This window comes from Neobacillus sp. PS3-40, from assembly GCF_030915485.1.
Taxonomy (GTDB): domain Bacteria; phylum Bacillota; class Bacilli; order Bacillales; family Cytobacillaceae; genus JAUZPL01.
Genome location: NZ_CP133266.1, coordinates 3977452 through 4002448, shown reverse-complemented (window position 1 = coordinate 4002448; position 24997 = coordinate 3977452). Strand labels below are relative to the sequence as shown.

Genomic DNA, 24997 nt, shown 5'->3' with positions numbered 1-24997 from the left:
TAAGAGAACAAAATTGAGAATTATCGTTGGGATAACTGGAGCAAGCGGATCAGTGTATGGCTATACACTGATCCGTGCTCTCCATGAACTCGGAATCGAAACGCATGTAGTCATTACCGAAATGGGAGAAAAGGTAATGCAATATGAATGCGGAGTTAGTTTAGACATGATCAAACAATATGCCACGATTCATAAAAACAATAATCTATTTGCAAATATCTCAAGTGGATCCTTTAAAACAGATGGAATGGTTATTTGTCCTTGCTCGATGAATACATTGGGTGCCATTGCAAATGGAGTCGGTGATACGCTACTAAACCGGGCAGCAAGTGTTGTCATGAAAGAAAATCGAAAGTTGGTTATTGTCCCACGTGAAACTCCGCTTCATCTAATTCATTTGAAAAATATGACGAAGCTAGCAGAAGCAGGTGTGACGATTGTGCCAGCAGCACCAGGATTTTACCATCGGCCAACTGAACTATGGGAACTCATTAATTTTATGGTTGGGAGAATTTTGGACATGCTTACTATCGATCATGAATTGATCCAAAGATGGGGTGAACCACAATGAACCCTACTAATTTAAGAGACTTACTTACTGTTTTGGACAAGCAGGGTCATTTAAAGCATATCAAAAGAACCGTTGATCCTATTTTTGAATTAGGTGCAGTTGTAAAGGCAACGAAAGGCGTACAACCCCTGCTTTTTGAAAATGTATTGGGCTGCTCCTTCCCTTTGATCGTTGGTCTTGGGGGCGATAGACAGCTATTAGCAGAAAGTCTCGGAATTGGTCCCTACGATTTCATCTCAAAGATTATTGATTCAATTGTCCAACCAATTCCCGTAACCGAAGTAAGCAATGGACCTGTTCACGAAAATGTGGTGAAAGACACCTTCGATCTCAAGGACTTCTTCTCTATTTTAAAATATCATGCTGAAGACTCCGGACAATATTATGTTTCTGGAATTTTAGTCGTCAAAGATTTAACCGGTAAAAAGCAATATACATCGATTCGGAGAATGCAATATTTGGGTGGTAATAAAACCAATATATTGATTACTTCACCTGAATTAAATGCCCAATACGCTGAGTTTGAAAAACGAGGAGAACCGATGGAAGTCGCCGTCATGTTCGGTGTGGTTCCAGCTATTACCCTAGCTTCCCAGCTAAGCACTCATTTATATCATACCGATAAATTAAACATTGCGGGCGCACTCTTAGGGAAATCTCTCGATGTTGTGAAATGCAAAACGGTTGATCTTGAAGTACTTGCCGATGCAGAAATTGTTTTAGAGGGAAGAATGCTTCCCCACGAACGCGTCCTAGAAGGACCTTTCGCAGAATTAGCAGGATATTATGGGGGCGCCTCCCCTCAACCGGTCATTGAATTTTCCGCCGTAACGTACCGAAACAATGCAATTAATCAAACGATCATGCCTGCGAGCTACGAGGAAAAGCTACCGATGGCATTAGCTCGTGAGGTTACCCTGTTTACTACTATTAAACAAGTAATCCCGACTATAAAGGATGTCCATATCACCCTAGGGGGAATTGGGCGATACCACGCCATTATCCAAATCGATAAGAAATCCGAAGGAGATGGCAAACAAGCTGCTCTTGCCGCTTTTGCGAGTGATAAAGATTTAAAGCATGTAGTAGTGGTAAATGATGATGTCGATATTCATAATCCTGAGGATGTCGAATTTGCACTCGCAACCAGAGTTCAAGCGGATGAGGATATTTTTATTGTACCTGGAGCAAAGGGATCACCGCTGGAAGCGTCTCATAATTTAAGAGGTGTAACCGCTAAAATGGGGATCGATGCAACCTATCCTTTGAAATATGCCGAACAATTTAGACGTACCTCCATCCCAATCAAAATAGATTTAAGGGATTATTTCGAATAAGGCTCTTTCCTGGTTTCAAAATCAGGTTTGAATAGGTAATAGGATGATCGATTCGTTAGGAGACGATTAGATGGATGCAATTGGGTTAGTAGAAATAATCGGATTAACAGGCGCTTTTGATGCCCTTGATTCCATGGCAAAAGCAGCAGATGTACAATTAGTCGATTTGAAGAAGGTCGGTTCTGGTCATATAACCATCATTGTCAAAGGTGATGTGGCTGCTGTTAGTGCAGCTGTAGAAATAGGCAAACTTGCTACCAAGCGTGTAGGCGGAGTCCTTATTTGTGCAAATGTCATACCTCGGCCACATCAAGAATTAAGTAAAATTCTATAATCGGGGGGTGTTAAATTGTCTAATTTTATGAAAAACGTTGTGGAGGAAGCTCTCAATGGAAAAAAGACTACACAACAAAAGAACGATAAAAATTCTACCCAGTCCCCAAATCAGAAAACAAGCGATCTAAATGCTCTTAATCAGCTGGTACGACCCAATCATCAAAATAAAAATTTAGAAAAACGATTATCTATGCTCAATAACCAGCTAAATCAGCAAAAAACAAATGAGAAAACAACGCAAACTCAAGATACTGGAGTTCTAAAGCAGACCAAATCATCTTTAGAAGATTCCATATCAGAGTTAAAGAAAGTATATTTTTCAAATGGAAAATCAGAAAAAGTAGAAGCTAGAATCGATTCAGGACAAGGCTTAGGAAATGCCAGGTTAATTGGTTCAACGCAGGATGGCTCTTCTATTTGGTTTTTTCCATCTGTACATCCAAATCTCACACATTTGTTTCAACGAACAACCACAGGATACTCTGTAGCGGTTGTTAACTCGAAAGTTTGTTATCCAAGTCAACTTCTCCTACTGAATGATTTGCTTAAAATGTACCCTGATTTGAAATATCACTTGATCTGGAATAAAGCAAAGAGCGAGCCCTTCACGTTAGAGCTATACGATACTAATGAAAATCGCCTAGAAAAAATAGCCAAGGATACCTTCTTGCATATTTCTAAGCGGTCATTAGCTAGTGTTGAAACCTTACAGCTAAATTCACCAAGTGCATGGGTTTTAAAACAGCTTGGGATTATGAAACATGTCGAGAGCATAGGATTAGTAGAGGGTTTAACATTTTTTAATAATCTCCTTCTCCTCGATCAATTTTATAAAAATGAACAAAATCCTGACCTTTCGATTCAACTTGAACAGCAGTATCTTGTAATCACTGGAAAAACAGAAGCAATCACAGAAACACTTTCAATACTTAAAAAACTAGGAGATCGAATATAGTCCTTTATGGAAAGGGGTAATACCATGCAACAAGCATTAGGACTTATTGAAACGATCGGGTATGCAACGGCCGTTTCTGCTGCGGATGCGGCAGTAAAAGCAGCAAATGTGGAAATTACGGCGATTGAAAAAATCATCGGTGTTCAGGGTGGATTAGGGGTAACGGTCCATTTTAGCGGTGATGTTGCCTCAGTTCGTGCAGCTGTAGATGCAGGTAGCCGAGCAGGCAGCAATGTCGGTAAAGTCGTTTCTTCCCACGTGATCCCAAGGGCGCATCAAGAAGTAAGTGAGAAACTATTAAGTAGATTTCAATTAAAAACAGAAAGCTAAAAAATAGGAATCATAAAGATTATGAGGAGGATTTATATGACGGGTGAAGCATTAGGTTTAGTTGAAACAAAAGGACTTACAGGAGCAATTGAAGCAGCAGATGCAATGGTGAAGGCAGCAAATGTTTCTATTTGCGGGTATGAAAAAATTGGTTTTGGTTTAGTAACGGTTATGGTTCGTGGTGATGTAGGAGCAGTAAAAGCAGCGACAGATGCAGGAGCCGATGCAGCCAGTCGAGTGGGTGAACTTGTATCTGTCCACGTCATTCCAAGACCACATAGCGAGATTGAAAGAGTCTTATTATCTAAAGGTGAATAATCGTGAGGAGTCATCAGCAGAGTGCTTTAATGGAAAACACTCTGCATGAACTATTATTCCATCGCCAACCGCCATCACCTACAAAGATGGTTGTCTATTTACCCTATCACTTTGTAGGGATGGACCAAGCAATGCATGCAATCAAAATGCTACGGAAACAGAAAATGAGGATACGCTTATTAATCCATGAAGAAGTATTCCGTTACTACGATAAAAAAGAGATAGTCGAGCGGACAGAAATTGATGATTGGATAACGATTCAGGTGCTGGAAAATATGAAAGATTTAGATTTTCTATTTCTTCCTATTTTATCCTTCTCTCTCGTATCCAACATCCTTGCTTTAAATGATCATGATCGATTTGTTCGATTTCTTTTACAGTCTTTATTTTCAAAAAGAAAAGTAAGCGCTCTTTCCATTGGCATGGACCCAAATCATTCCGTTTGGAAAGAAGACCAATTAACACATGGAACACCGTATTTAAAATCAAAACTAAAAAGAGAACTTCAGCTATTACAATCCGTAGGTATTCAAATGATTGAGCCTGATGAGATCGATTGCTTTTTTTCAAAATCAGATCAGAAGAAAAAAGTCATAACTGCAAAAGATATTCAACAGTTCCTATATAAAAAGGAAAAAGAATTGGTTGTTGACCAACAGACTATTGTTACACCTCTCGCAAAAGACATGCTAAAACAACATCAAATAAATCTAATCAGTGAATAAAGGAGTTGGCAACAATTATGGAAGTTGGAATTGTTGTTGGAAGAGTAACGGCCACAAGAAAAGATCCTCATCTAGTTGGAACTAAGTTGTTGCTTGCCCAGCCTATTCAATTAAATGGGGAGGCCTCCCCTTCTAGTCCGGTAATTGCGATTGATACAGTCGGTGCTGGAATTGGCGAAAAAGTAATTTTAGTAAGTGGCAGTGTTGCAGCAAGAGTAACCTCCAATAAAGATGCTCCTGTTGATGCAGCAATTATCGGGATTATTGATACCCTTGAATACGAGAAGATTGAAGGAGTGTATTGATTTATGGTCATAGATGCAAGTGGAATTAAAGAAGCCATTCAGTGGAGAAAATTAGTGGATACTTTACTAGATTCTAATCAATATGCTGACCTTGTTTTAAAAGATGGATATTTTATTAATGTCATTACAAGGGAAATTTATAAAGCCGATGTAGCCGTAAAGGGTGAATATATCCTCATGGTAGGGAATTGTAATGAGCTCATCGGACCAAAGACGAAGGTTGAAAATGTCTCAGGAAAGTTTATCTGCCCTGGTTTTATCGATTCTCATATGCACTTTGAAAGCGCCATGCTAACCATCTCAGAATTTTCCAAACTATCGATTCCAACTGGAACAACTACTCTTATTGGCGATCCACATGAAATAGGGAATGTCCTGGGTGTAATGGGCATGCAAGAAATGATTAAAGAAGCAAAACTATTGCCTAATCATGTCTTCTTAACCGTCCCTTGTGCTGTTCCAGATGCACCAGGCCTTGAAACTAGTGGTTTTGATGTTAACGCGAAAGATATGAAGGAATTATTGGATGATAAACAGGTTCAAGGGATTGGTGAAATCCAAAGCTTTAGTAATATCAAACCCGTTTACGAGCACGCTCCAGAACAAATCGACGATCTAATCGCCGCCGTGTCGTACGCAAAAGGAATAGGAAAAACGGTAGAAGGAAATGCTCCAGGATTATTCGGTAAAGAGTTAGCTGCACATATTATCAGCGGTGGAACACATATATCCTGTCATGAAACGACTACTAAAGAAGAAATGATTGAAAAGCTACGCTATGGGGTTAGTGTCTTTATCCGAGAAGGCTCCTCCCAACGAAACATGCCTGAGTGCATTCGCGCAATTACAGAGGAAGGGCTTGATTCTAGAAGAGCCATTTTAGTCACAGATGATATGGTGCCGGAGGATTTATTGAAATCTGGACATATGAATGATGTCGTTCGCCGAACCATTACTCATGGAATGGACCCTGTTGAAGTCATCCAGATGGTGACCATTAACCCTGCTACCCACTTTGGATTTAAAGATATTGGAATCATAGCACCTGGAAAACGCGCCGATATCGTAGTTCTTAGTGATTTAAATGATGTGACTGTTGACCAGGTCTTTTTGAATGGAAAAAAAGCAGCTGAAAAAGGAAAGCTTCTTTTAGACATTGCCCCATATAAGTATCCGGAATCAGTGAAAAAATCAGTAAAACGAGGCCCTGTCACCCTTGATGACCTCACCATTCGCGCACAAGGTTCACGTGCTCGGGTTCGATCGATTGTCGCGATTCCCGATCAAAACCTAACAGGTGGACAAGAGTTTGATATGAATGTCAAACACGGGGTTGTCGCGCCTTGCCTTAAACAAGATGTGCTTCCTATGCTTGTCATTGAAAGACACGGACGAACAAACAATATTGGCAAAACATTCATCCATGGGTTAAAGCTCCAAAATGGTGCGATTGCTGAAAGCGTTGCCCATGATACTCATAATATCATTGTTGCTGGGACCAATTATGAGGATATGGTGACAGCCGTGAATCGGATCATCGCCATGGATGGCGGGATTGCCATGATTAAGGATGGAAAAGTGGTTGGTGATCTACCTTTACGAGTTGGCGGTCTGATCACAGATGAATTAACAGGCAAAGAAGTCAGTGAGCGAATTACTGAATTGACAAGTCTTGCACGAACTGAGCTTGGTTGTGGTATCCATGTTCCATTTATGCATCTATCGTTTTGGTCTCTTGTCACCAGCCCTACTTGGAAAATTACCGATAAAGGCCTAGTGGACGTAGACAAATTTGAAATTATTAACACGATTGTGGGCTAAGGGGGAAAATATATGGGAGTGAGATTAGTAGATTTAACTCAAGAAATATATCAAGGAATGCCAGTATTTCCCCTTCACCAAAAGACGATGATTTTCCCGAATATTTCACATCAACAAAGCAAAGAACAAATTGGCTTTGAATTTGCGACCAATAATTTACTGATTAATGAGCATGGACCCACTCATAGTGATGCCACCTATGAATTTGACCCTAAAGGTCAATACATTGATGAAATGCCACTGGAGTATTTTTATGGACCAGCTATTTGTCTTGATGTGTCTCATGTTTCGCCAGATGCCTATATTACTCCTTCCGACTTAGAGATAGCCTTAGAAAGAACAGGACAAGTTCTTCAAGAAGGCGATATTGCCTTACTTTATACCGGCCACTATAACCGTGCGTATGGTACGGACGAATGGCTTACAAGGTACACGGGTTTAAACTATGAAGCTGCCAAATGGTTAGCGGATCTTGGAGTTGTGAATATAGGAATTGACGCACCTGCGATCGACAATCCGATTGATCCGCTGTTTTCTGGCCATGTTATTTGTAGAGAATACCAAATAACCAATACAGAAAATTTATGTAATCTTGATAAAGTGGCCGGAAAAAAATTTTTATATTTCGGTTTACCCCTTCGTATTCGGAAAGGAACTGGATCTCCAATACGTGCGGTAGCTGTTTTTATAGAATAATTGTGATAGGAACCAATATAACCTGGGGAATTTGAGAAGAAATTATTATACCTCTTTTTTCCAGCTTGTGGATTAATAGCTTCGTCAAATATCCTTTTGAAGGTGGCGTGTTATGACATCTATTTTAATAAAAAATGCTGAAATTATTACCATGAATCAAAAGGAAGAGATAATTCATGGGGATTTATATATAGAGAATGACCGGATTGTTGCGATTGGGGAAAATTTACCTTATAGCGCTGAAAAGGTTATTGATGGCACGAATCGAACGGTTATCCCAGGTTTTGTTCAAACCCATATTCATTTATGTCAAACATTGTTCCGTGGACAGGCAGATGACCTTGAGCTTTTAGATTGGCTGAAAAAAAAGGTTTGGCCCCTAGAAGCCGCCCATGATGAAGAATCATCCTATTACTCTGCCATGCTTGGTATTGGTGAATTAATTCAAAGTGGCACAACGACCATTGTTGATATGGAAACAGTCCATCATACAGACAACGCTTTTCAAGCCATATATGAAAGTGGAATCCGCGCTTTATCAGGAAAAGTAATGATGGATAAAGGTGCAGAGGTTCCCTTGCTGCTTCGAGAAGACACGAATAAGTCGATTCAACAAAGCGTGGATTTATTAGAGAAATGGCATGGACGTGATGACGGACGAATCCAATATGCCTTTAGTCCAAGGTTTGTTGTCTCGTGCACAGAAGATCTATTGGTCCAGGTTCGGGATCTTTCTAAAAAATATCAAGTAAAGGTCCATACTCACGCTTCCGAAAACCAAGGGGAAATTGAACTCGTCGAACAAGAAAAAGGCATGCGAAATGTTGTCTATCTTGACCATATTGGTTTAGCCAATGAAAATTTAATTCTTGCTCATTGTGTGTGGTTAGATGAAGAAGAAAAACAAATTATAAGTAAAAGAGGCGTAAAGGTTAGCCATTGCCCAGGATCCAATTTAAAGCTAGCTTCTGGCATAGCCGATATTCCTGATTTAGTAGAATTAGAAGCATTTGTTAGTCTAGGAGCAGATGGTGCACCTTGCAATAATAATTTAGACATGTTTAACGAAATGCGCCTTGCAGCCGTTATTCAAAAACCTAAACATGGACCTACCTGCATGAATGCGGAAACCATCTTTAAAATGGCAACGATTGGTGGTGCGAAAGCAGTAGGAATGGAAGACCAGATTGGCAGCCTTGAAGTTGGCAAAAAAGCTGATATCGTCATCCTAAACCTAAATGACTTCCACCTCTACCCTTCCAGTGAAGTCGATACGATCTCAAGGATTGTGTATTCTACGACAAGAGCGGATGTAGAAACAACGATTGTCAACGGAAAGATTTTGATGGAAAACCGAATCATGAAATCGGTAGACAAACCACTTGTTTTAAAGGAAGTAAATAAATCAATCAAGCGGTTATTGAAACGTATTCCTAGTATAGGTTATTAATATTGATAAAAGTGAACAGTCCCCTTTTAGGGTGACCGTTCTTTCTTTTTTTGTTTACGGTCACTAAGAACCTCTCTTGGCGTTTTTTTAAATAAAGGCAGTTTTCGCATAAATTGTTGTTTTTCGTACCTAGCCTAAAAACACGAAATAACAATGGTATCGTGCTCTTTTCTTAAAAATTTCCTACGGTTTTCATCGGTAAACTGGAATACCATTCTAATTTAGTTTTAAATAGCAACAAGATTTAAGAAAAGAGCCTAAATAAAAAAGCTCTGTTAAACTTGGTTGTTGATTTCCACTCCAGGCGCTCAGCGAACGCGGGGAGCTCCGGGAGCCTACTCGGTGCTTTAGGCGCCTGCGGGGTCTCCCGTGACCTCTTCATCCCACAGGAGTCGAGCGCCCTCCGCTCCAATCAACAGGTGTAAAAATCAACATTCGCCTTTAACACAGCCAATAAAAAAAAGAGGAAAATTGATTTGCTCAATCTTCCTTTTTTTACTGTAAGCAGTTACAGAAAATCTCATTTTTATATTAAGCCGACTTTTCCTCAGCATTAACTACTTTTGCTCTTGCTTTGACATTAAAAACAATGTTCAAGAAGATAGCAGTCAAACTGCCAACTACAATTCCATTATCGGTCAAGATTCTTACACTCTCAGGCATTTTGACGAATACGCCTGGAACGGCAGTGACTCCTATTCCCATCCCTACTGCACAAGCAACGATAAGTAAATTTTCCTGGGATGAAAAGTCAACCTTGCTAAGCATTTTGATCCCGTAAGCCACAACCATACCGAACATGGCAATCATCGCTCCACCAAGTACTGGAGCAGGAATCACTGTAGTCATAGCACCAATTTTCGGAACCAATCCAAGCACGACAAGAAAAACACCCGCAGTATAAATAACGGTTTTTCCTTTGACACCTGATAATTGAACCAATCCCACATTTTGAGAGTAGGTGGTATATGGGAAGGCATTGAATAATCCCCCCAACAAGATCGCCAACCCCTCTGCACGATAACCATTTGATAAATCTTTTTCCTCAACTTTCCTTCCAACAATATCTGAAAGTGCAAAATAGACGCCTGTTGATTCAACAAGACTAACAACCGCAACTAATATCATGGTTAAAATAGATGTTAATTCAAAGGTAGGCATTCCAAAGTAAAACGGCTTAGGCATATGGAACCATGATGCGTCCGCAACAGCAGAGAAATCAACCAATCCCATGAAGGAGGATACAATCGTCCCAATAACTAATCCGAGTAGGATAGCAACTGATCGGACAAACCCTTTAAAAAACCGGAAGAGGCATAAGATGAAGAGCAATGTTCCAAATGCAAGAGAAATATTAGGAATGGACCCGAAATCATGGCTACCTACCCCACCAGCCATGTTATTCATTGCAACGGGAATGAGGGTAATTCCAATAATAGTTACGACCGAACCAGTAACGACGGGAGGAAAGAACTTAACGAGCATACCAAAGTATTTAGCTATAAGAACGACAAACAGCCCAGAAACAAGAATCGAGCCGTAAATCGTTGTAACTCCATGTTGACTGCCAATAGCAATTATCGGGCCAACAGCAGTGAATGTACACCCAAGAACAACGGGTAGACCTATTCCAAAATAACGATTGCGCCACACTTGCAATAATGTAGCAATCCCACACATCATAATATCAACTGATACTAAATATGTTAATTGTTCAATTGTTAATTTTAGGGCACCACCGACAATTAAAGGAACAATTACCGCACCTGCATACATCGCTAACACATGTTGAATACCTAAAGAAGCTGTTTTGAAAGGATTTTGTTTCATTTTTCTTCTTCCACCTTCCGATTAGAAAATGAACTCTTCTTTTAACATGAGCGTAATACTAAACTAGGATCTAGATTTGAATACTCCTTTCTTAAAATACTTATAAAGCTGATGTCTGGCAAAGGCGCAAAAACAAAATAGACAAGACCAAATCTCCCAAACCCCAATGAAAGTTTCGGTAAACATGACTTTGTCCTACTATTTTAGATATATGAATAAAAAAGAAGCTTCATTCTGTTTTTCTTAAGATTCTGATTATCACTGCAAGTGTGGTGCCTAAGCAGTATTTTCTTTTTGATTGATTGCTACATTTTTGGAAAAAATAATAATAGGTACTCGATCATCCAGCTAATTGAGGGTGGCTTTTATTTCTTGCAGAAACAATTGGCTGTAACATGAGAACTTCGGGTGGGTGGTATTTAGATTACAGCAGGCCTATTAGCTACCCTCTTTCCTCATAAAAATCTTAAACTAACATTTAATAAAATATTCACTAAAAACAGACACACTGGTATATTTAATATATTAGTCTTAAAGTTTTGAAAAATTAGAAAGGATGTGGACAATGCCATATAAATCTCGTACTAAATCTGCTGAATTACTCATTTTGAAATCTTTAAACGATCGAATGGATTTGTCAGATAAGGACAAGCAGCACTATTTTAACCTTAAAAAGGGCTATGCAGGGGAAATATTATTTGATGTAATGACGGAAAAGCTTCAGTGTGAATGCTATATTTTAAATGATTTGCTACTCAAATTTAATAACACCATGTTCCAAATCGACACACTACTTATTACTTCAGAAACCATTTATTTTTTCGAAGTAAAAAATTATGAAGGGGATTATTATTACGAATCGGAAAGATTTTACAAGAAACCCAAAACCGAAATTATTAATCCTCTACTCCAATTGAGTAGAAGCGAATCATTGTTACGACAGTTACTCCAGAGTCTTGGATTTAAAATACCTATTAATGCTTCCGTCGTTTTCATCAACCCCGAATTCACCTTATACCAAGCACCCCTCAACAAACCATTTATTTTCCCTACTCAGATTAATAGCTATTTGAAAAACCTTGATTCGATCCCTTCAAAATTAATTAGTAAACACAAGATGATAGCTGACAAATTAACTTCACTTCATATTAAAGACTCTCCTTATAAGTTATTACCATCTTATGATTATGACCAGCTGCGAAAGGGAAACACTTGTGTAAAGTGTGCCTCATTTTCAATTTCTGTCGAGGGAAATAAATGTGTTTGTAAGCAATGTGGGCATGTAGAACCGATGGCAACTGCCGTAATGCGAAGTGTAAATGAACTTAAGCTTCTTTTTCCTAATAAAAAAATTACTACAAATGTAATCCATGAGTGGTGTATGGTGGTGGGATCCAAAAAGAGGATAAGAAAGATTCTGGAAAAAAATTTAGAAATAGTAGGAGTCCATCAATGGTCCTTCTACGAATAAAATAATTGGTAATAATCAAACTCACAAGATGTCATTTAACTAGTTTTTTTCTGATTTTGCTCGCCATCAACCATATGAAGGCCTTTTTCCTCTACCACTTACTGGGTTTGGGCCTTCATCACCTACATGAAGGACCTTTTCCTCTACCACTTACTGAGTTTGGGCCTTCATCACCTGTATGAAGGCCCTTTTCCTCTACCACTTACTGAGTTTGGGCCTTCATCACCTGTATGAAGGATTAAGCCCATATAATTGTGTAAAAAGAATAGGTCATCATCATGGCCCGTGTTACAATGTTTTCGACCAAGAAAACCATAAACGGAGGACATGATGATGACCCAAATCAATATTACTATAAATTTAGAAGATCTCAAAGGGAAAATTGAAAGCAGCTCTCTAGAATCACCTGTGAAAGCTTCATTATCTCTTATTTTGAATTCCTTAATGGAGAAAGAAAGAGACGAATATATTAATGCTCTTTCCCATGAAAGAACAGAAGAACGCAGAGGCTACAGAAATGGTTTTTATGAGCGTGAGCTCATTACTGGTGTTGGATCTCTAAAGTTAAAGGTTCCTCGTACTAGGGACGGTGAATTCTCTACAACTATCTTTGAAAAATACAAACGCTGCGACCAAGCACTTATCCTTTCCATGATTGAAATGGTTGTGAATGGTGTTTCTACACGTAAAGTGACTAAAATTGTAGAAGAATTATGTGGGACAAGTGTATCTAAATCACTTGTTTCCAATCTCATCAAAACAGTAGACCCAATAATTAACGACTGGAGAAACCGTCCACTTAACGTGCATTACTACCCGTATATTTACGTAGATGCCATGTACATTAAAGTTCGTGAGAACAATAAAGTAGTTTCTAAAAGTGTTCATATTGCCATTGGGGTAAGTGAAAGTGGACACAGAGAGATTATTGGCCTAAAAGTCAATCACACTGAATCCACTGATAGCTGGACATCCTTCTTTGAGTATTTAAAGTCCAGAGGACTTCAATCCCCTAAGTTGGTGATTTCTGATGCTCATGGCGGCTTAGTCACATCCATTAAAGAATCATTCTTAGGCACTTCTTGGCAGAGGTGTAGTGTTCATTTTTTAAGAAACATCATGGATACCCTGCCAAAGAAAGGTACTGCCGAAGCTCGTCAAGAACTGAAGGACCTTTTTCAAAACTCAGATATAGATGTTGTAAGGGAATTGAAAAATCGTTTTGTAGAGAAGTATCAAGATACGAAAGGCTTTTCAAAAGCGATTGAAACTTTAGAAAATGGGTTTGAAGACGCTATCCAATTTCATTCCCACCCGGTCCAGTATCATAAACACTTACGCACAACGAACATGCTTGAACGCTTAAACCAAGAGGTTCGCAGAAGAGAAAAAGTTATTCGGATCTTTACGAATGATCAGTCGGCTATCAGGATTATTGGTTCAGTATTAATAGATATTGAAGAAGATTGGAATAAAAATAATGTTCCTTATCTTAAGAAAACAAAAGAAAAATAATAATAACACTCTATCCTAAAAGAGTGGAAAGGCCTAATTTCAAATTGACATTGAGCCTCCACTGGGCATGATGGAAAGCCAGGAAGCCAGGCGTCTAACAACACCTGGCTTGCCCTCCAGGCTATCATGCCCGCTCCTCAATGTAAATTTTAAATAAATGTAGCTCACTTTACGAATTCTTTTTTATAAGTTGAAAATCATTGTTTACACTTTTACACAATTAAATGGACTTGACTGTATGAAGGCCTTTTTCCTCTACCATTTACTGAGTTTGGGCCTTCATCACCTGTATGAAGGCCCTTTTCCTCTTCCACTTACTGATTTTGGGCCATCATCACCTGTATGAAGGCCCTTTTCCTCTTCCACTTACTGATTTTGGGCCTTCATCACCCGTATGAAGACCTTTTCTCTAATTCACTTACTGAAATTGGTCATATATTTTTAGATGACCAATTTCCAAATAAAAAACTAATTTACTTTTGATACTGTTCACCTCGGTTAATCAAACTGAGGATTTATTGAATTCACATTGAAGATATCCCCAACTCCCACTTCATTTAATAAAAATAAGAATCCCTAGTACAACAATGAACAAAGAGAATAAATAGACCAAATCCTTTGTTAATATTTTAGTTGTTTGATAATAAGTTCTATCTCTTGTACCCGTAAATCCACGTGCTTCCATTGCTATTGCAATTCGTTCTGATTTTCGTATACCTTGAGTAAACAGTGGTAAAGAGTACCTCATAAAAGCTTTCCAACTATTATTTTGCTTGTAGCCTCTGATCTTATGAGCGGTCTTCATTTGGTTTAGTTCAGATTGGAATAGTGGGATAAAGCGGAATCCTGCTAATAGTCCGTACGCCCATTTTGGTGATAGCTTACATTGATGAATTAAACTCATAATGAACAAAGTTAAATCAGTTGTAGAGGTGAATAATAATCCATACGTTACAAACCCTAACATCCGCAAAGCTATTGTTAAACCATGATTCATGCTCTCCTCAGTAATATGAAACCAGGCCCATTGCCAAATTGTTTTTCCCCCTTCTCCAAAAGCTGCCATCATCCAAAAAACAAGAATAAAAAATCCCAAGTAAGGCAAAAGCCTTTTAAATAGGTAAGTAATTCTCCATCCGCCTAAAAAAATACCAATCAATACAGCAAGTAACCATATCAAAAAAGTCAATTTTGGATTTGAAATTGTCATCAATAGAAACATAACTAAAAAATGAGAGAGTAACTTACAAGAAGGATTTAGAGAAGCAAGGAATGAATGGTTAGCCTTCATACAAAAACACTCTCCTTGCGCGCATGCATCAACTGGTAATGGAGTGGTGGAATTAACGCACTTTCACGTAAAATATTTTGATCAGAAAATAACTGATAAGGTGTCCCTTGATATGTCACTCTTCCCTTGTTAAAAAGAATGACTTGATCTGAAAAATTATCAACTAAATCCATATCATGCGTTACCATTACAATCGTTGTTCCCTGTTCTTGTCTCTCCTTTAGGCGTTTTATAAGTTCTCTGGCTGTTTTTTCATCTTGACCGAATGTTGGTTCATCAAGCAACAATAAATCTTGGTCAAACAATAACATGGTCGCAACACTTAACCGCCGTTTTTGTCCTAAGCTTAACGTAAATGGGTGCGCATTGTGATAAGATTCCAAGCCAAATTCTTGTAGTAATTGTTTTGTTTTAGTAGTAATTAGATCTTCTGGCCAATTTCTTTGTCGTCCGCCAAAGGCAATTTCCTCAAATACAGTATCCGCTATAAATTGAAGTTCTGGATTTTGAAAAACAAAACCCGCTTTTTTAAATAATTCACGATCTGACCATTTTTTTAGTTCAGTATTTTGAAAGTGAATTTTGCCTTTTTTAATTGGCTCCAAGTGGATAAGACTTTTTAAGAAGGTGCTTTTCCCACTTCCATTTTCACCAACAATCGAAATCCATTCTCCTTTATGTATTTCGATATTAATGTCACTTACTATTGTCTTCTTCCCATAGCCTATTTCAACATTTTCGGTGCTGATAATAACATCTTCTTTTTGGTATTCTTTCTTTTTTATTATTGACTTCATTTCTGCCATTTCGGAAAGTTTAATTGATAATGGGTGTGAGGCATTACGAACAACTTCTGACCATTTTTCTGGAAATAACTTAGGCTGCCAAATACCAGCTTCCCTTACTTGGTCTTTAAATTTCAGCAGAATCTCTTCTGGCTTTCCATCCCCAATAACGATTCCACTTTTATTTATTATAATGATCCGATCCATCCATTCGATGCAGCCATCAAGAACATGTTCTACAATTACCATTGTTTGGTTTGATTTTTCAGCTATGTGATTCAATAATTTAAAAATCTCATTCCTGCATGTAGGATCTAATTGGGCTGTTGGTTCATCAAAGAACAATACTTCTGGTTCTAATGCTAATAAACAAGCTAAAGCCAATCTTTGTTTCATACCACCTGATAGTGTTTCAATTGGCATTTTCTTATCTACCTTTAGCCCTACTTTAGCCATTAAGTCAGCAATCATTTTGTCCATATCTCTTCGCGAAATAGATCGGTTTTCGAGACTAAACGCAATTTCTTCGCCTACATGGAGCATGCAAAATTGAGAATCAGGATCTTGAAACATTACACCGGAATTTTTCCTGAGGAATATTTCACCACTTACCTCTGCCTCAACATGCTCAGGGATAATACCTGCAAGAGCGGAAATCAAAGTAGATTTCCCACTCCCACTTGGCCCTAGTATTAATACTTTCTCTCCTTTATTTATGGATAAAGTAATATTTCTAAGTATTTTTTCTGAACGATTATAAAAGCGAATAGATAAATCATTACATCCCAGAAACATTTACGTTTACGTTTTCCCTTTTTCTTTTTTCTTTCATAATTTCATATTGTTCTAAAACACCTGTTTTAGCGTGTGAATCCACTACTACTTTGGCTAACCAACCACCGAGAATAGCTCCACTTATTACATGAATTCCTAACGTAATTAAAAATACATCTGTCGTATAAAATCCAAAACCGTTGGCAATTAAGTTATAGATCATACTTCCAACTCCTGCAAGAGCCCCTGATAGCATTAAAGTAAATAGGTTGTAGCGCTTATATCTAAATAGCGCGAATGCAAATTCTGAACCAATCCCTTGAAAGACACCAACTAACAGGGCAGTTAGACCAAAATGACTTCCCGTTAACAACTCTACAGCTGCTGCAGCAACCTCGGCAATAAGCGCGGCACCCGGTTTTCGGATAATATACGCTACTATTGGACTAGCAATCACCCAAATTCCAAACATAAAACCTGCACCCATCGGACCCACAATGGCGGAAATCGGAATCCAAAGAGTAGACCATCCTAAATAGATAACTCCGCAAGCCACTGCTAGAATTACAGTAAGTACTATTTCTTTCATCTTCCAAGTCATTATTTCACTACCTCCATTTTCACAGGCCATTCTTCAAGTTTATAAGCCATATCCCAAAACATATATTCTAGCTGACAACTTATTAAGAAATGTTCTTTCATCTTTTCTTTTTCTCTCTCTGTTGCTTTCTTTGCCCACTCATCGATACGTGCACAAAATTTAGTTGTAATGGAATCTGTACGATTGCCATAAAAACTGATCCAATCATAAAATGGATGAGAGCTATCTAGATTAGTCTCATCTATCAATCTTTTCCCTATTTCCCAATACGTCCACGGACATGGTAATAAGACAGCTAAAATTTCTCCTAATGTTCCTTCGTGAGCAACTGTAAGCATATGACGTGTGTAATGCAGTGAAGAGGGAGATAACGGAAACCCTTGTAATTCTTCATATGGAACAACTGCTACTTGACAAAAATTATTATGTGGATGAATTTCGCTGTTTAATATAAATGAAATTTGCTGATTAAACATATCCATATCTTTACGATTTTCACACTTTGAAACCGCTAATCCATAGATTCTGATAAAGGAATTTAAATATTCAAAGTCCTGTTTAACATAATGAATTAATTGTTCCTTCATTAATTCTCCATTGGCAATTCCTTGCACAAAAGGATGTTCAAAAATCGCATCAAAGACGGGGTTTGCTTCTTTTCTTAGTTCTGCTGAAAAACTCATAAATTATGCCTCCTTATTGGTTATAATGGGAAGACACTATAGGGAGCAACTAAATGTTAAAACGAAAAAAACCGCCCCATAAATGGAGCGGTCGAATAAGTATATTTATCCATACACAAACTCCACTTTCCTACGCTAGTATGAACTAGATCAGGTTCAAAGGGTCCAAGATAACTCCTGTCTCAGCCATAAAATGGCTCCCCTAGTGGTCTTCCTATTAATTTAATATTTACAGTACACATGTAATCTAATAAAGTCAACCAAATTTTCATTTTAAAATTAAGGCTTTCCTGGAATATTGTCTTTTACAACTCATTATTTTATAACGAACTCTGTTTCACTATAGCCTTCTTTGGTCTTTTTAACTTCTAAAATAGCTGGAATTATGTTCTTTAGCTCTTGCACATGTGAGATGACGCCGATCATGCGGCCTGATTGTTGTAGATCGATCAAGGTATCGATGGCTTTGTTCAATGACTCTTCATCCAATGAGCCAAATCCTTCATCAATAAACATCGTATCGATTGAAACGCCACCTTGGAAACTTTGGATTACATCGGCCATTCCAAGTGCTAGGCATAAGGATGCATTAAACTTTTCTCCACCTGATAATGTTTTCACATCACGGGTTTGCCCTGTGTATGCATCAAATACATCAAGGCCAAGACCACTTTGCTTACCGCGACTTTCCTGACGATCGCTGCGCATTAATAAAAATTGACCATTCGAGAGATGCTTCAAACGTTCATTTGCGGCAATGATAATTTGCTCAAGATATTCGATTTGTAAATACCGTTCAAATGAGACTTTACTACTGTTCTGACCTCTAACAACATCATACAAATCTGCAATAATATTTAGCTGTTTCTCTAAATCAGCAACACTTTTCTCTGCAGCTAAAATCTTCTCTTTCAATTCTTCTGCTTGGTGCAGATACTGCTCGGATTTTCTTACTAGCTCTTGTGCAAGCTCGTATGTGGTTTTAAATTTATCACATTCCGACTTAAGTACCACGATGTCTGCTCTCGATTTTCCCTTCAAAACTTCTTGAAGTTCTTTTACCTGTGTTTTTAGGGTTTCAAGACTAGTATAGAAATCATCGATAGCAGCTTTTAATTTCTGCCGATCCATTTCAGACATTTTCGCCTGATGGTAAATTTCCTCAGTTGAAAAATCAGCATGAAGTAATGCTTCTAAAAACTGCTTCTCTGATCTTTCCTTCTTACTACTACTTTCTTCCAATTGACTGGTTGCATTAGACATATTTGCAGTCGCTTTCGTTTCCGCTTCTCTTGCCAACTGCAACTGGTTTTGAGCAGTCTCCCACGCCTTTTCCAGCTTCATTTTTAAAGATTTCGTTTCAGTTATTTTCTGCTCTATTACAGCTAGAACTCTAATTTCTTCAGGAATACGACTTACCTCTACTTCGTAGACTGCCTTTTTCGTTTCAAAAGCTGTGCATTGCTGTTGATAGGAATTTGCCTGAACCTCTTGTTTCATTTCAAATTGATCTAACTCTTTTTCCTTCTTTTCAAGATCCCCTCTTAACTTATCTAGGTTGACCTTCTCTTTCCCTAATGCTTCAACATCCTTCTTAAGTCCTTTTCCCTCTTCGACTAACTGCTCATATGCAAGTTGCACATTTTGTACCAACACACCAATTGCAGCAACTTCGGCAGCCTTCGCTTCTAGTTGCTCCTTATTGGTATTCAACTTGGCAACAGTGTCCCGATAAGCATTATCCTTACTATCTAATTCTTTTTTAACTGCCTCAAGCTCATCCTTGGTCGGCACAGTATCCTGTCCCAACGCCTTATTTGGGTGTTCACTACTTCCACAAACCGGGCAGGGTTTTCCATCATGTAAATGGGTAGCTAGAATACTAGCTTGGCCGCTCACCCAAGATCCCTCAAGTTGTTCATACTGCTTCCGAATTACTTGATAGTCTGTCTCTTTTAGCTTGAATTCTTGCTCAAGCTCAACTTGTTTTTTATTCGTTCCTAAATAGTCCTGCAAAACACGGACCCGTTCACGCATGTCCGTTAATTTTTGCTGCTTGTCAGCTAATTGGTCAACTGCCTTCTCAATCGCCTTAATGTCATTACCAAGTTGAACCTTTAAGGATTTTTCATCTTTTATTTTATTCTGGAGAGCATCTAGTTCTTTAGCTACCCTTTGGACTTCTTTGTGATTCTCTAAAAGCTCGGCCTTCTTACTAGCAATTTCCTTAACCGTCGGTAAAAAGTCATTGTAACGGTCTAAAGTCCGATCAACTTCCGCGCGTTCATCTTTCTTACCCTCTTCACCTTCATAAACTTTTTGGGCATTCAGAAGCTCGGTAACCGCTTCTTTTTGTTCTCCTTGTGTAGCAATAAGCCTTTGCTTCTTCTCTCTTTCATCCAAACGCCATTCATTCACTTGTTTTTCATAAGCTTCAATCTTACTTGCTCTCTCAGCATTTTCAAGCTGTTTTTCGTTACGTTTAAAAATTGGTACCTGTTCGGACAGGATGCGAAGGTTTCCCTCTTTATCCTCTAGTTTTTGAAATTCGGCATTTAATGCTTCTGCTTTGTGGAACTCCTCGAGTTTTAGGTTATAAGCAGTGCCAGCTACTTCTACCTGCTCTTTATTTTTCACGATTTCATTTTGATAAAAAATAATCTCTTCATCTAAGCCTGTCATTACCTGATTCGTGTTATAGTGTTGTTGTGCCAGGATCTCAAATAGCTTGGACTCTTCTCGATTTGGGATAGTTGCCTGAATATCATTAATGTAGCGGTCTCTTGTTTGAGCTTCTAATTTGTAATCATCATCCGCAAGCTTCTTCTTTTCTTTCAGGCGATCGATGATCCACCGATATGGCTCAGTCTTGAAAATTTTACGAAGAATCTCTTCTTTATTTTCTGTTTGTGAGGTTAATAGCTTTCGAAACTCCCCTTGTGGCAGCATGACAATTTGGCTAAACTGATCCTTCGTTAGCCCTACCAATTCCTCCACTTTTTTGTTTATTTCAGAAACAATCTGCCTGTCAACACAAGGCACTTCACGGCCTTTTGCTTTTTCATAAAATTCATATTGTTCCCCAGTAGCACTTTTATTTCCCTTTTTCACATGAGGAAGCTGCCTTTTAATGCGATAGTAGTGATTATGCAATTCAAACTCTAGCTCAACTGAAGTATGAACATCATCATCAGCAAAATCACTTCGCATAAACTTCGGTTCACTACGGTCTTCGCCACTTGCTGATCCATAAAGTGCGAAACAGATGGCATCAAAAATCGTCGTCTTTCCTGCACCTGTATTTCCCGAAACGACAAATAAACGGTTATCCTTTAGTTCTGTGAAATCAATAACTTCACTATTTTTATAGGGTCCAAAAGCTGTCATGGTAATTTTTAATGGTCTCATTCTTTTCACTCCTTCCCTAAATGACTTAGTTTGTTGCAGCTATTTCTTTCGCGGCCAGCTTATACTTATCATTTCCATCCTGCATTAGTTCCTGAAGAACTTCTGTAAAAATAGCTTCTGTTTCCTCTGTTACAGCTGTATTTTTCACTTCCTGATAAAAGGCTCTGAAAAGAGTTAAGTCATCCATTTTATGTCGTGCAACTCGCGTGCCTTCTTGACCGTCCTTTACTGCCTGATGTTGCATGTTTCGCTCAACATGCATTGCATTCGGATAAACGGACCGCACCTTTTCCATCGGCGATAGAACCGGAGTTACATCTAAAAGACGAACAAACACGTAATCCTCATTTATTGGATGTTTTAAAAGGTCTTCCATGGTCGCTTCAACTGTTCTCATCTCACGAAGTGGCGTTAACAACCGTTTTTCTAGGGATGTATTACCCTGTGCGTCTAACTCGACAATATAATAGCCCTTTTTATGTCGTTCCTCAGAAATAGAGTATTTGAGTGGTGACCCAGAATATTGAATCGTTTCATTGAGCACGAAATGCGCCTGGTGCAAGTGGCCAAGTGCCGTATAATGAAAATTTGAAAAATGAATCGCATCCACATGTTCTGCACCACCAATTGCAAGTGGGCGTTCCGAATCACTGGTATTATCCTGTTGTTCTCCGTGCGGTGTAACAAAGGCATGTCCAACCAATACATGACGCGCCTTAGGGTTCATGTTAGCTGCAATCGTCTCGGTCATCTTTTTCATTGCATCATTATGTGTGCGTATTTCCTCATCCTCAAAAACATTCCGTACAATACTTGGATCCGCATATGGGACAAGATGAAAGTGAACCTCACCATGCTCGTCTTTTAAAACAATCGGTTCCATATCCTTTGAAATTTGCCCAATAATATGACAACCATTTGCCTTCATAATCTTACTAGCAAAATGGAGACGACTTGGGCTATCATGATTACCCGCAATAGCGATAACCGGTGTCTTCAGTTTAATGACAATCGTTTCAAGCACCTCGTCTAATAGATTGACCGCTTCCGTCGGCGGGACCCCGCGATCGTACAAATCCCCAGCAATGATAACAGCATCCGGCTTTTCCTCTTCAATTGCCACTATAAGTTCCTTGAGTATATGGCGCTGATCTTCTGTCATATACACACCTTGAACAAGCTTGCCCAAATGCCAATCAGCTGTATGAAAAAACTTCATTAAACCTCACTCCTATTTTAGCTCTCTACTTTTAATCATATATAGCATTATACCACCTTCAATAATTTGTAAGAAATGATTCATTGATCTCTGGTATTCCAACTGGGTATTTCTCACATATTGAATTGATATATTGCTTAGGATCCTGTATATCTAGTAACCTTTTCTTCCTAAATTTTTCAAAAGGAAAGTGCAAGAACTTGGGCAGGCACTTTGTCCAAAAAAAAAGAGAAGCATCTGCCTCTCCCTAAAAAAAACTATTTTGCTATTCTTGCCTGTATATCAGATAACTTCAAATGAAATAACACATTATAAACGATCGAATCTTCTTCAGTATTACTAGAATGTGTAACATAAACCCCTTTAAAGGTTCTTCGGTCCTCATCAAATAGAAAACATTCCTGGCCTTTTGTTGCAGATTCTAACAAACTAAATATAAGGTCAGGCTTCTTATACGTCTTTTCTCGAAGTATTTCTTGGGTTTCGGCATTACAAATTTGCAATTTATACAATTAGAGCACCTCCCAAATGTTTTCAAATTAAGCATATAGTATTCAGGAATAGAAGAGTGGACAGAATTGTGAATGTTTCTAGAACATCACTTTTTTTGTAGGGGATTCTTAAAATTATAAAGATATGAAGCTAACAGAGATCTAGTGCCTAAGTAAGTTTCAACACTTTGAGCCAGCACCCAAATCGTAAAAAAGAAATGCTATTTTAAGTTTAATCATTTGTTCATAAGTAGCTGAGTTTTCATCCCCTAAACTCTATTAAGATACATATAGGGGAACATTTTTACTATTCTATGGAGTATGGAGGAAAAAACCATGAATCGACTTGGAGCTACTTTTTCACTTACGCTTTTACTTTTGACCGGCTGTTCATCAGGTGCTTCTACTGCCACTTTAGACGGAGAAGCAATCTATAATAAAAGTTGTTCAACCTGTCATGGGGCAGAATTACAGGGGGCAATTGGTCCGGCTTTAGTTTCTATTAAAAATAAATATACAGAAGCAGATGTACTGAAATTAATCAATGAGGGCTCTAACAGAATGCCTGGCCACCTAGTATCTGAAAAAGAAGCTGAGATTGTCACAAAATGGCTATTGAAAAAATAATGAGGTAGATAAGAAGGAGTAAGGAAAATAAAAAAAGGCCACCGATTATTTAATTGGTGGTCATTACACATTACTTTTTAAAAATCCAGTTACTATTTGGTCTCTCCCGCGGAGTTAAATTAATAACGAAATACCCAATAATTAGAACCAAAATTGCCAGTGAATAGAATAATGTATTTATTGGGTGCTCGTGATCAACAATAATAATTCTTACTAGGGCAGTGATGCCAATGTAGATGAAATATCTAATTGGAAAATGATAATCTTCTTTAAAATATTTAATTATCATCGTAATAAACTCAAAATATAAAAAGAAGATAAGGATATTGGCAAGAAAAAGCTTATAATCATCACTACCATTTTCTAACAAAATTTGACTAAAGATGAGTAACTCTTTAACTAATAAATAAGAGAGAATAATTGCTAAGAATACAAGAGAAATGTTCAATACCATCTGAAGAGCCTTAGGAATAAAGTGGGATAAATTAGCTAAATCCTTTTTAAATTTAATCATGTAAAACCTCCTCTGACTCTTTTAATAGTAGATACTTTTTTTGTTAAGGCTCTGTTAAATTTGTCTGTTGATTTCCGCTTTGCGCCTGCGTGGGCTCCCTTGAACTATTTTTTCAGTAGAAGCTCGCTCCTCCCGCTCCAATCAACATAGTGTAGAATCAAAAATGTGCTTTAACACAGCCTTTTGAAAATAGATTACTTTTTTAGTACGGATCAACTTCTCCCTCATTATAACTTAAAGATCATGTCTCTAACCATTGTTAATCGAAGCTAATAAGCAACCTAATTTTTAACTATACATTGCACGGAAAATTGTCTTATAATGATTATAGTGCTATTAAAATTTCCCAACGGGGGCTAAAAAAATGGATTATAGTTTGCTTGTCAGTAGTATTATTGGCGTTGGGATTTTTATTAGAATCGTTTATGTACTCATCCACCATCATTTGGATAAAAAGCTAGTTACAGAGAATAAATGAACTAGGTAAATAATTAGGACTTTTTATAAAAAGACCTGCAATGATTCCTTTTTATTGAGCTATTTATCAATTCCTTGGCAACTTGTTATATCCACTATCTCCGTAAGGATTCAGTTTCTCCAACCAAGGCTTAACTATTTTCTTAAGCTCCCATTTCATGTCGGTAACTTCAGCAGATTCCTTCTTCTCCAACACCTCATAAGTGAATGCCTCGGACCCCAGTTCCTTCCAATCCTTTTGCAATTGCGAATTTGCAAACATCCCCATCTCTAGTTGACCTTGTAGAGTTAACCATTTATTTTTAAGGTTAGGATAACTGTCAACGTAAATCATACCGTTTGTCTTATTTGTTATTTGGATAACTCCCATGTAAGTCTTAATCTGTTTGTATTCCTCCCGCAACTCCTTGCGTTTATTCTTATCCATACTATTTTCCCCTCTCCAATTCAAAAAATTTTTATTTTAC

General features: G+C 38.1%; 24 protein-coding genes and 1 riboswitch. Of the genes, 14 read left to right on the top strand and 10 right to left on the bottom strand.

Features of this window, described 5'->3' with window-relative positions:
* The first annotated feature begins 13 nt into the window (after nucleotides 1-13).
* From RCG20_RS19490 to RCG20_RS19440, 11 genes are all read left to right on the top strand, one after another.
* Nucleotides 14-571: a UbiX family flavin prenyltransferase gene (locus tag RCG20_RS19490; protein ID WP_308181792.1), complete on the top strand. Its 558-nt coding sequence runs from the start codon at nucleotides 14-16 to the stop codon at nucleotides 569-571.
* Entirely contained in the window at nucleotides 568-1908 is a 1341-nt protein-coding gene (locus RCG20_RS19485; RefSeq protein ID WP_308181791.1) for a UbiD family decarboxylase, read from the top strand. The genes RCG20_RS19490 and RCG20_RS19485 overlap by 4 nt, the downstream gene beginning before the upstream one ends.
* A gap of 70 nt (nucleotides 1909-1978) precedes the next feature.
* Nucleotides 1979-2242, top strand: a complete 264-nt coding sequence (locus RCG20_RS19480; protein WP_308181790.1) for a BMC domain-containing protein — start codon at nucleotides 1979-1981, stop codon at nucleotides 2240-2242.
* Between the two features lie 15 nt (nucleotides 2243-2257).
* Nucleotides 2258-3199 carry a hypothetical protein gene (locus tag RCG20_RS19475; protein ID WP_308181789.1) on the top strand — a complete coding sequence of 314 codons (942 nt, stop codon included), beginning with the start codon at nucleotides 2258-2260 and terminating at the stop codon, nucleotides 3197-3199.
* 24 nt (nucleotides 3200-3223) lie between these two features.
* Nucleotides 3224-3529, top strand: coding sequence for a BMC domain-containing protein (locus RCG20_RS19470; RefSeq protein WP_308181788.1), 306 nt, complete (start codon nucleotides 3224-3226; stop codon nucleotides 3527-3529).
* Nucleotides 3530-3565: 36 nt separating this feature from the next.
* Nucleotides 3566-3847: a BMC domain-containing protein gene (locus RCG20_RS19465; RefSeq protein WP_308181787.1), complete on the top strand. Its 282-nt coding sequence runs from the start codon at nucleotides 3566-3568 to the stop codon at nucleotides 3845-3847.
* 2 nt (nucleotides 3848-3849) lie between these two features.
* Entirely contained in the window at nucleotides 3850-4572 is a 723-nt protein-coding gene (locus RCG20_RS19460; protein ID WP_308181786.1) for a hypothetical protein, read from the top strand.
* Between the two features lie 17 nt (nucleotides 4573-4589).
* Complete coding sequence (locus tag RCG20_RS19455; RefSeq protein ID WP_308181785.1) at nucleotides 4590-4877, top strand: EutN/CcmL family microcompartment protein; 288 nt, start codon at nucleotides 4590-4592, stop codon at nucleotides 4875-4877.
* 3 nt (nucleotides 4878-4880) lie between these two features.
* On the top strand, nucleotides 4881-6698 hold the full coding sequence (gene ade / locus RCG20_RS19450; RefSeq protein WP_308181784.1) for an adenine deaminase: 1818 nt from the start codon (nucleotides 4881-4883) through the stop codon (nucleotides 6696-6698).
* A 12-nt stretch (nucleotides 6699-6710) separates the two neighbouring features.
* A complete protein-coding gene (locus RCG20_RS19445) occupies nucleotides 6711-7394 on the top strand; it encodes a cyclase family protein (protein WP_308181783.1) in 684 nt (227 codons plus the stop codon).
* 112 nt (nucleotides 7395-7506) lie between these two features.
* Entirely contained in the window at nucleotides 7507-8844 is a 1338-nt protein-coding gene (locus RCG20_RS19440) for a 5'-deoxyadenosine deaminase (RefSeq protein ID WP_308181782.1), read from the top strand.
* Between the two features lie 531 nt (nucleotides 8845-9375).
* Here the strand turns inward: RCG20_RS19440 and RCG20_RS19435 are convergent.
* Entirely contained in the window at nucleotides 9376-10674 is a 1299-nt protein-coding gene (locus RCG20_RS19435) for a nucleobase:cation symporter-2 family protein (RefSeq protein ID WP_308181781.1), read from the bottom strand.
* Nucleotides 10675-11239: 565 nt separating this feature from the next.
* Here RCG20_RS19435 and RCG20_RS19430 point away from each other — a divergent pair.
* Together RCG20_RS19430 and RCG20_RS19425 are read left to right on the top strand one after the other, a co-directional pair.
* Nucleotides 11240-12145 carry a nuclease-related domain-containing protein gene (locus RCG20_RS19430; protein ID WP_308181780.1) on the top strand — a complete coding sequence of 302 codons (906 nt, stop codon included), beginning with the start codon at nucleotides 11240-11242 and terminating at the stop codon, nucleotides 12143-12145.
* A 333-nt stretch (nucleotides 12146-12478) separates the two neighbouring features.
* Nucleotides 12479-13660, top strand: a complete 1182-nt coding sequence (locus RCG20_RS19425; RefSeq protein WP_308184279.1) for an IS256 family transposase — start codon at nucleotides 12479-12481, stop codon at nucleotides 13658-13660.
* A gap of 553 nt (nucleotides 13661-14213) precedes the next feature.
* Here the strand turns inward: RCG20_RS19425 and RCG20_RS19420 are convergent.
* The 7 genes from RCG20_RS19420 to RCG20_RS19390 form a co-directional block, all read right to left on the bottom strand.
* Nucleotides 14214-14951: an energy-coupling factor transporter transmembrane component T family protein gene (locus tag RCG20_RS19420; protein ID WP_308181779.1), complete on the bottom strand. Its 738-nt coding sequence runs from the start codon at nucleotides 14949-14951 to the stop codon at nucleotides 14214-14216.
* Nucleotides 14948-16531 carry an ABC transporter ATP-binding protein gene (locus RCG20_RS19415; protein ID WP_308181778.1) on the bottom strand — a complete coding sequence of 528 codons (1584 nt, stop codon included), beginning with the start codon at nucleotides 16529-16531 and terminating at the stop codon, nucleotides 14948-14950. Before RCG20_RS19415 ends, RCG20_RS19420 begins: the two co-directional genes overlap by 4 nt.
* Nucleotides 16515-17111 carry an ECF transporter S component gene (locus RCG20_RS19410; protein ID WP_308181777.1) on the bottom strand — a complete coding sequence of 199 codons (597 nt, stop codon included), beginning with the start codon at nucleotides 17109-17111 and terminating at the stop codon, nucleotides 16515-16517. The genes RCG20_RS19415 and RCG20_RS19410 overlap by 17 nt, the downstream gene beginning before the upstream one ends.
* Nucleotides 17111-17794, bottom strand: a complete 684-nt coding sequence (gene tenA, locus RCG20_RS19405; protein WP_308181776.1) for a thiaminase II — start codon at nucleotides 17792-17794, stop codon at nucleotides 17111-17113. The genes RCG20_RS19410 and tenA overlap by 1 nt, the downstream gene beginning before the upstream one ends.
* A gap of 110 nt (nucleotides 17795-17904) precedes the next feature.
* Nucleotides 17905-18008, bottom strand: a riboswitch (TPP riboswitch).
* Nucleotides 18009-18109: 101 nt separating this feature from the next.
* Complete coding sequence (locus RCG20_RS19400) at nucleotides 18110-21202, bottom strand: AAA family ATPase (protein ID WP_308181775.1); 3093 nt, start codon at nucleotides 21200-21202, stop codon at nucleotides 18110-18112.
* A gap of 25 nt (nucleotides 21203-21227) precedes the next feature.
* Nucleotides 21228-22421: an exonuclease SbcCD subunit D gene (locus RCG20_RS19395; RefSeq protein ID WP_308181774.1), complete on the bottom strand. Its 1194-nt coding sequence runs from the start codon at nucleotides 22419-22421 to the stop codon at nucleotides 21228-21230.
* Between the two features lie 257 nt (nucleotides 22422-22678).
* Nucleotides 22679-22933 carry a hypothetical protein gene (locus RCG20_RS19390; RefSeq protein WP_308181773.1) on the bottom strand — a complete coding sequence of 85 codons (255 nt, stop codon included), beginning with the start codon at nucleotides 22931-22933 and terminating at the stop codon, nucleotides 22679-22681.
* Nucleotides 22934-23248: 315 nt separating this feature from the next.
* On the opposite strand from RCG20_RS19390, the gene RCG20_RS19385 reads away from it, so the two are divergent.
* A complete protein-coding gene (locus RCG20_RS19385) occupies nucleotides 23249-23539 on the top strand; it encodes a c-type cytochrome (RefSeq protein ID WP_308181772.1) in 291 nt (96 codons plus the stop codon).
* Between the two features lie 70 nt (nucleotides 23540-23609).
* On the opposite strand, the gene psiE is transcribed toward RCG20_RS19385, so the two are convergent.
* Together psiE and RCG20_RS19375 are read right to left on the bottom strand one after the other, a co-directional pair.
* On the bottom strand, nucleotides 23610-24053 hold the full coding sequence (psiE, locus tag RCG20_RS19380) for a phosphate-starvation-inducible protein PsiE (protein WP_308181771.1): 444 nt from the start codon (nucleotides 24051-24053) through the stop codon (nucleotides 23610-23612).
* Between the two features lie 544 nt (nucleotides 24054-24597).
* Entirely contained in the window at nucleotides 24598-24957 is a 360-nt protein-coding gene (locus RCG20_RS19375; RefSeq protein ID WP_308181770.1) for a GIY-YIG nuclease family protein, read from the bottom strand.
* Nucleotides 24958-24997: the final 40 nt, after the last annotated feature.

Coding starts and splice junctions, on each gene's coding strand:
- RCG20_RS19485 (WP_308181791.1), top strand. CDS start 568: ATGAACCCTACTAATTTAAGAGACTTACTTACTGTTTTGGACAAGCAG.
- RCG20_RS19480 (WP_308181790.1), top strand. CDS start 1,979: ATGGATGCAATTGGGTTAGTAGAAATAATCGGATTAACAGGCGCTTTT.
- RCG20_RS19470 (WP_308181788.1), top strand. CDS start 3,224: ATGCAACAAGCATTAGGACTTATTGAAACGATCGGGTATGCAACGGCC.
- RCG20_RS19465 (WP_308181787.1), top strand. CDS start 3,566: ATGACGGGTGAAGCATTAGGTTTAGTTGAAACAAAAGGACTTACAGGA.
- RCG20_RS19455 (WP_308181785.1), top strand. CDS start 4,590: ATGGAAGTTGGAATTGTTGTTGGAAGAGTAACGGCCACAAGAAAAGAT.
- ade (WP_308181784.1), top strand. CDS start 4,881: ATGGTCATAGATGCAAGTGGAATTAAAGAAGCCATTCAGTGGAGAAAA.
- RCG20_RS19445 (WP_308181783.1), top strand. CDS start 6,711: ATGGGAGTGAGATTAGTAGATTTAACTCAAGAAATATATCAAGGAATG.
- RCG20_RS19440 (WP_308181782.1), top strand. CDS start 7,507: ATGACATCTATTTTAATAAAAAATGCTGAAATTATTACCATGAATCAA.
- RCG20_RS19435 (WP_308181781.1), bottom strand. CDS start 10,674: ATGAAACAAAATCCTTTCAAAACAGCTTCTTTAGGTATTCAACATGTG.
- RCG20_RS19430 (WP_308181780.1), top strand. CDS start 11,240: ATGCCATATAAATCTCGTACTAAATCTGCTGAATTACTCATTTTGAAA.
- RCG20_RS19425 (WP_308184279.1), top strand. CDS start 12,479: ATGACCCAAATCAATATTACTATAAATTTAGAAGATCTCAAAGGGAAA.
- RCG20_RS19420 (WP_308181779.1), bottom strand. CDS start 14,951: ATGAAGGCTAACCATTCATTCCTTGCTTCTCTAAATCCTTCTTGTAAG.
- RCG20_RS19415 (WP_308181778.1), bottom strand. CDS start 16,531: ATGTTTCTGGGATGTAATGATTTATCTATTCGCTTTTATAATCGTTCA.
- RCG20_RS19410 (WP_308181777.1), bottom strand. CDS start 17,111: ATGACTTGGAAGATGAAAGAAATAGTACTTACTGTAATTCTAGCAGTG.
- tenA (WP_308181776.1), bottom strand. CDS start 17,794: ATGAGTTTTTCAGCAGAACTAAGAAAAGAAGCAAACCCCGTCTTTGAT.
- RCG20_RS19400 (WP_308181775.1), bottom strand. CDS start 21,202: ATGAGACCATTAAAAATTACCATGACAGCTTTTGGACCCTATAAAAAT.
- RCG20_RS19395 (WP_308181774.1), bottom strand. CDS start 22,421: ATGAAGTTTTTTCATACAGCTGATTGGCATTTGGGCAAGCTTGTTCAA.
- RCG20_RS19385 (WP_308181772.1), top strand. CDS start 23,249: ATGAATCGACTTGGAGCTACTTTTTCACTTACGCTTTTACTTTTGACC.
- psiE (WP_308181771.1), bottom strand. CDS start 24,053: ATGATTAAATTTAAAAAGGATTTAGCTAATTTATCCCACTTTATTCCT.
- RCG20_RS19375 (WP_308181770.1), bottom strand. CDS start 24,957: ATGGATAAGAATAAACGCAAGGAGTTGCGGGAGGAATACAAACAGATT.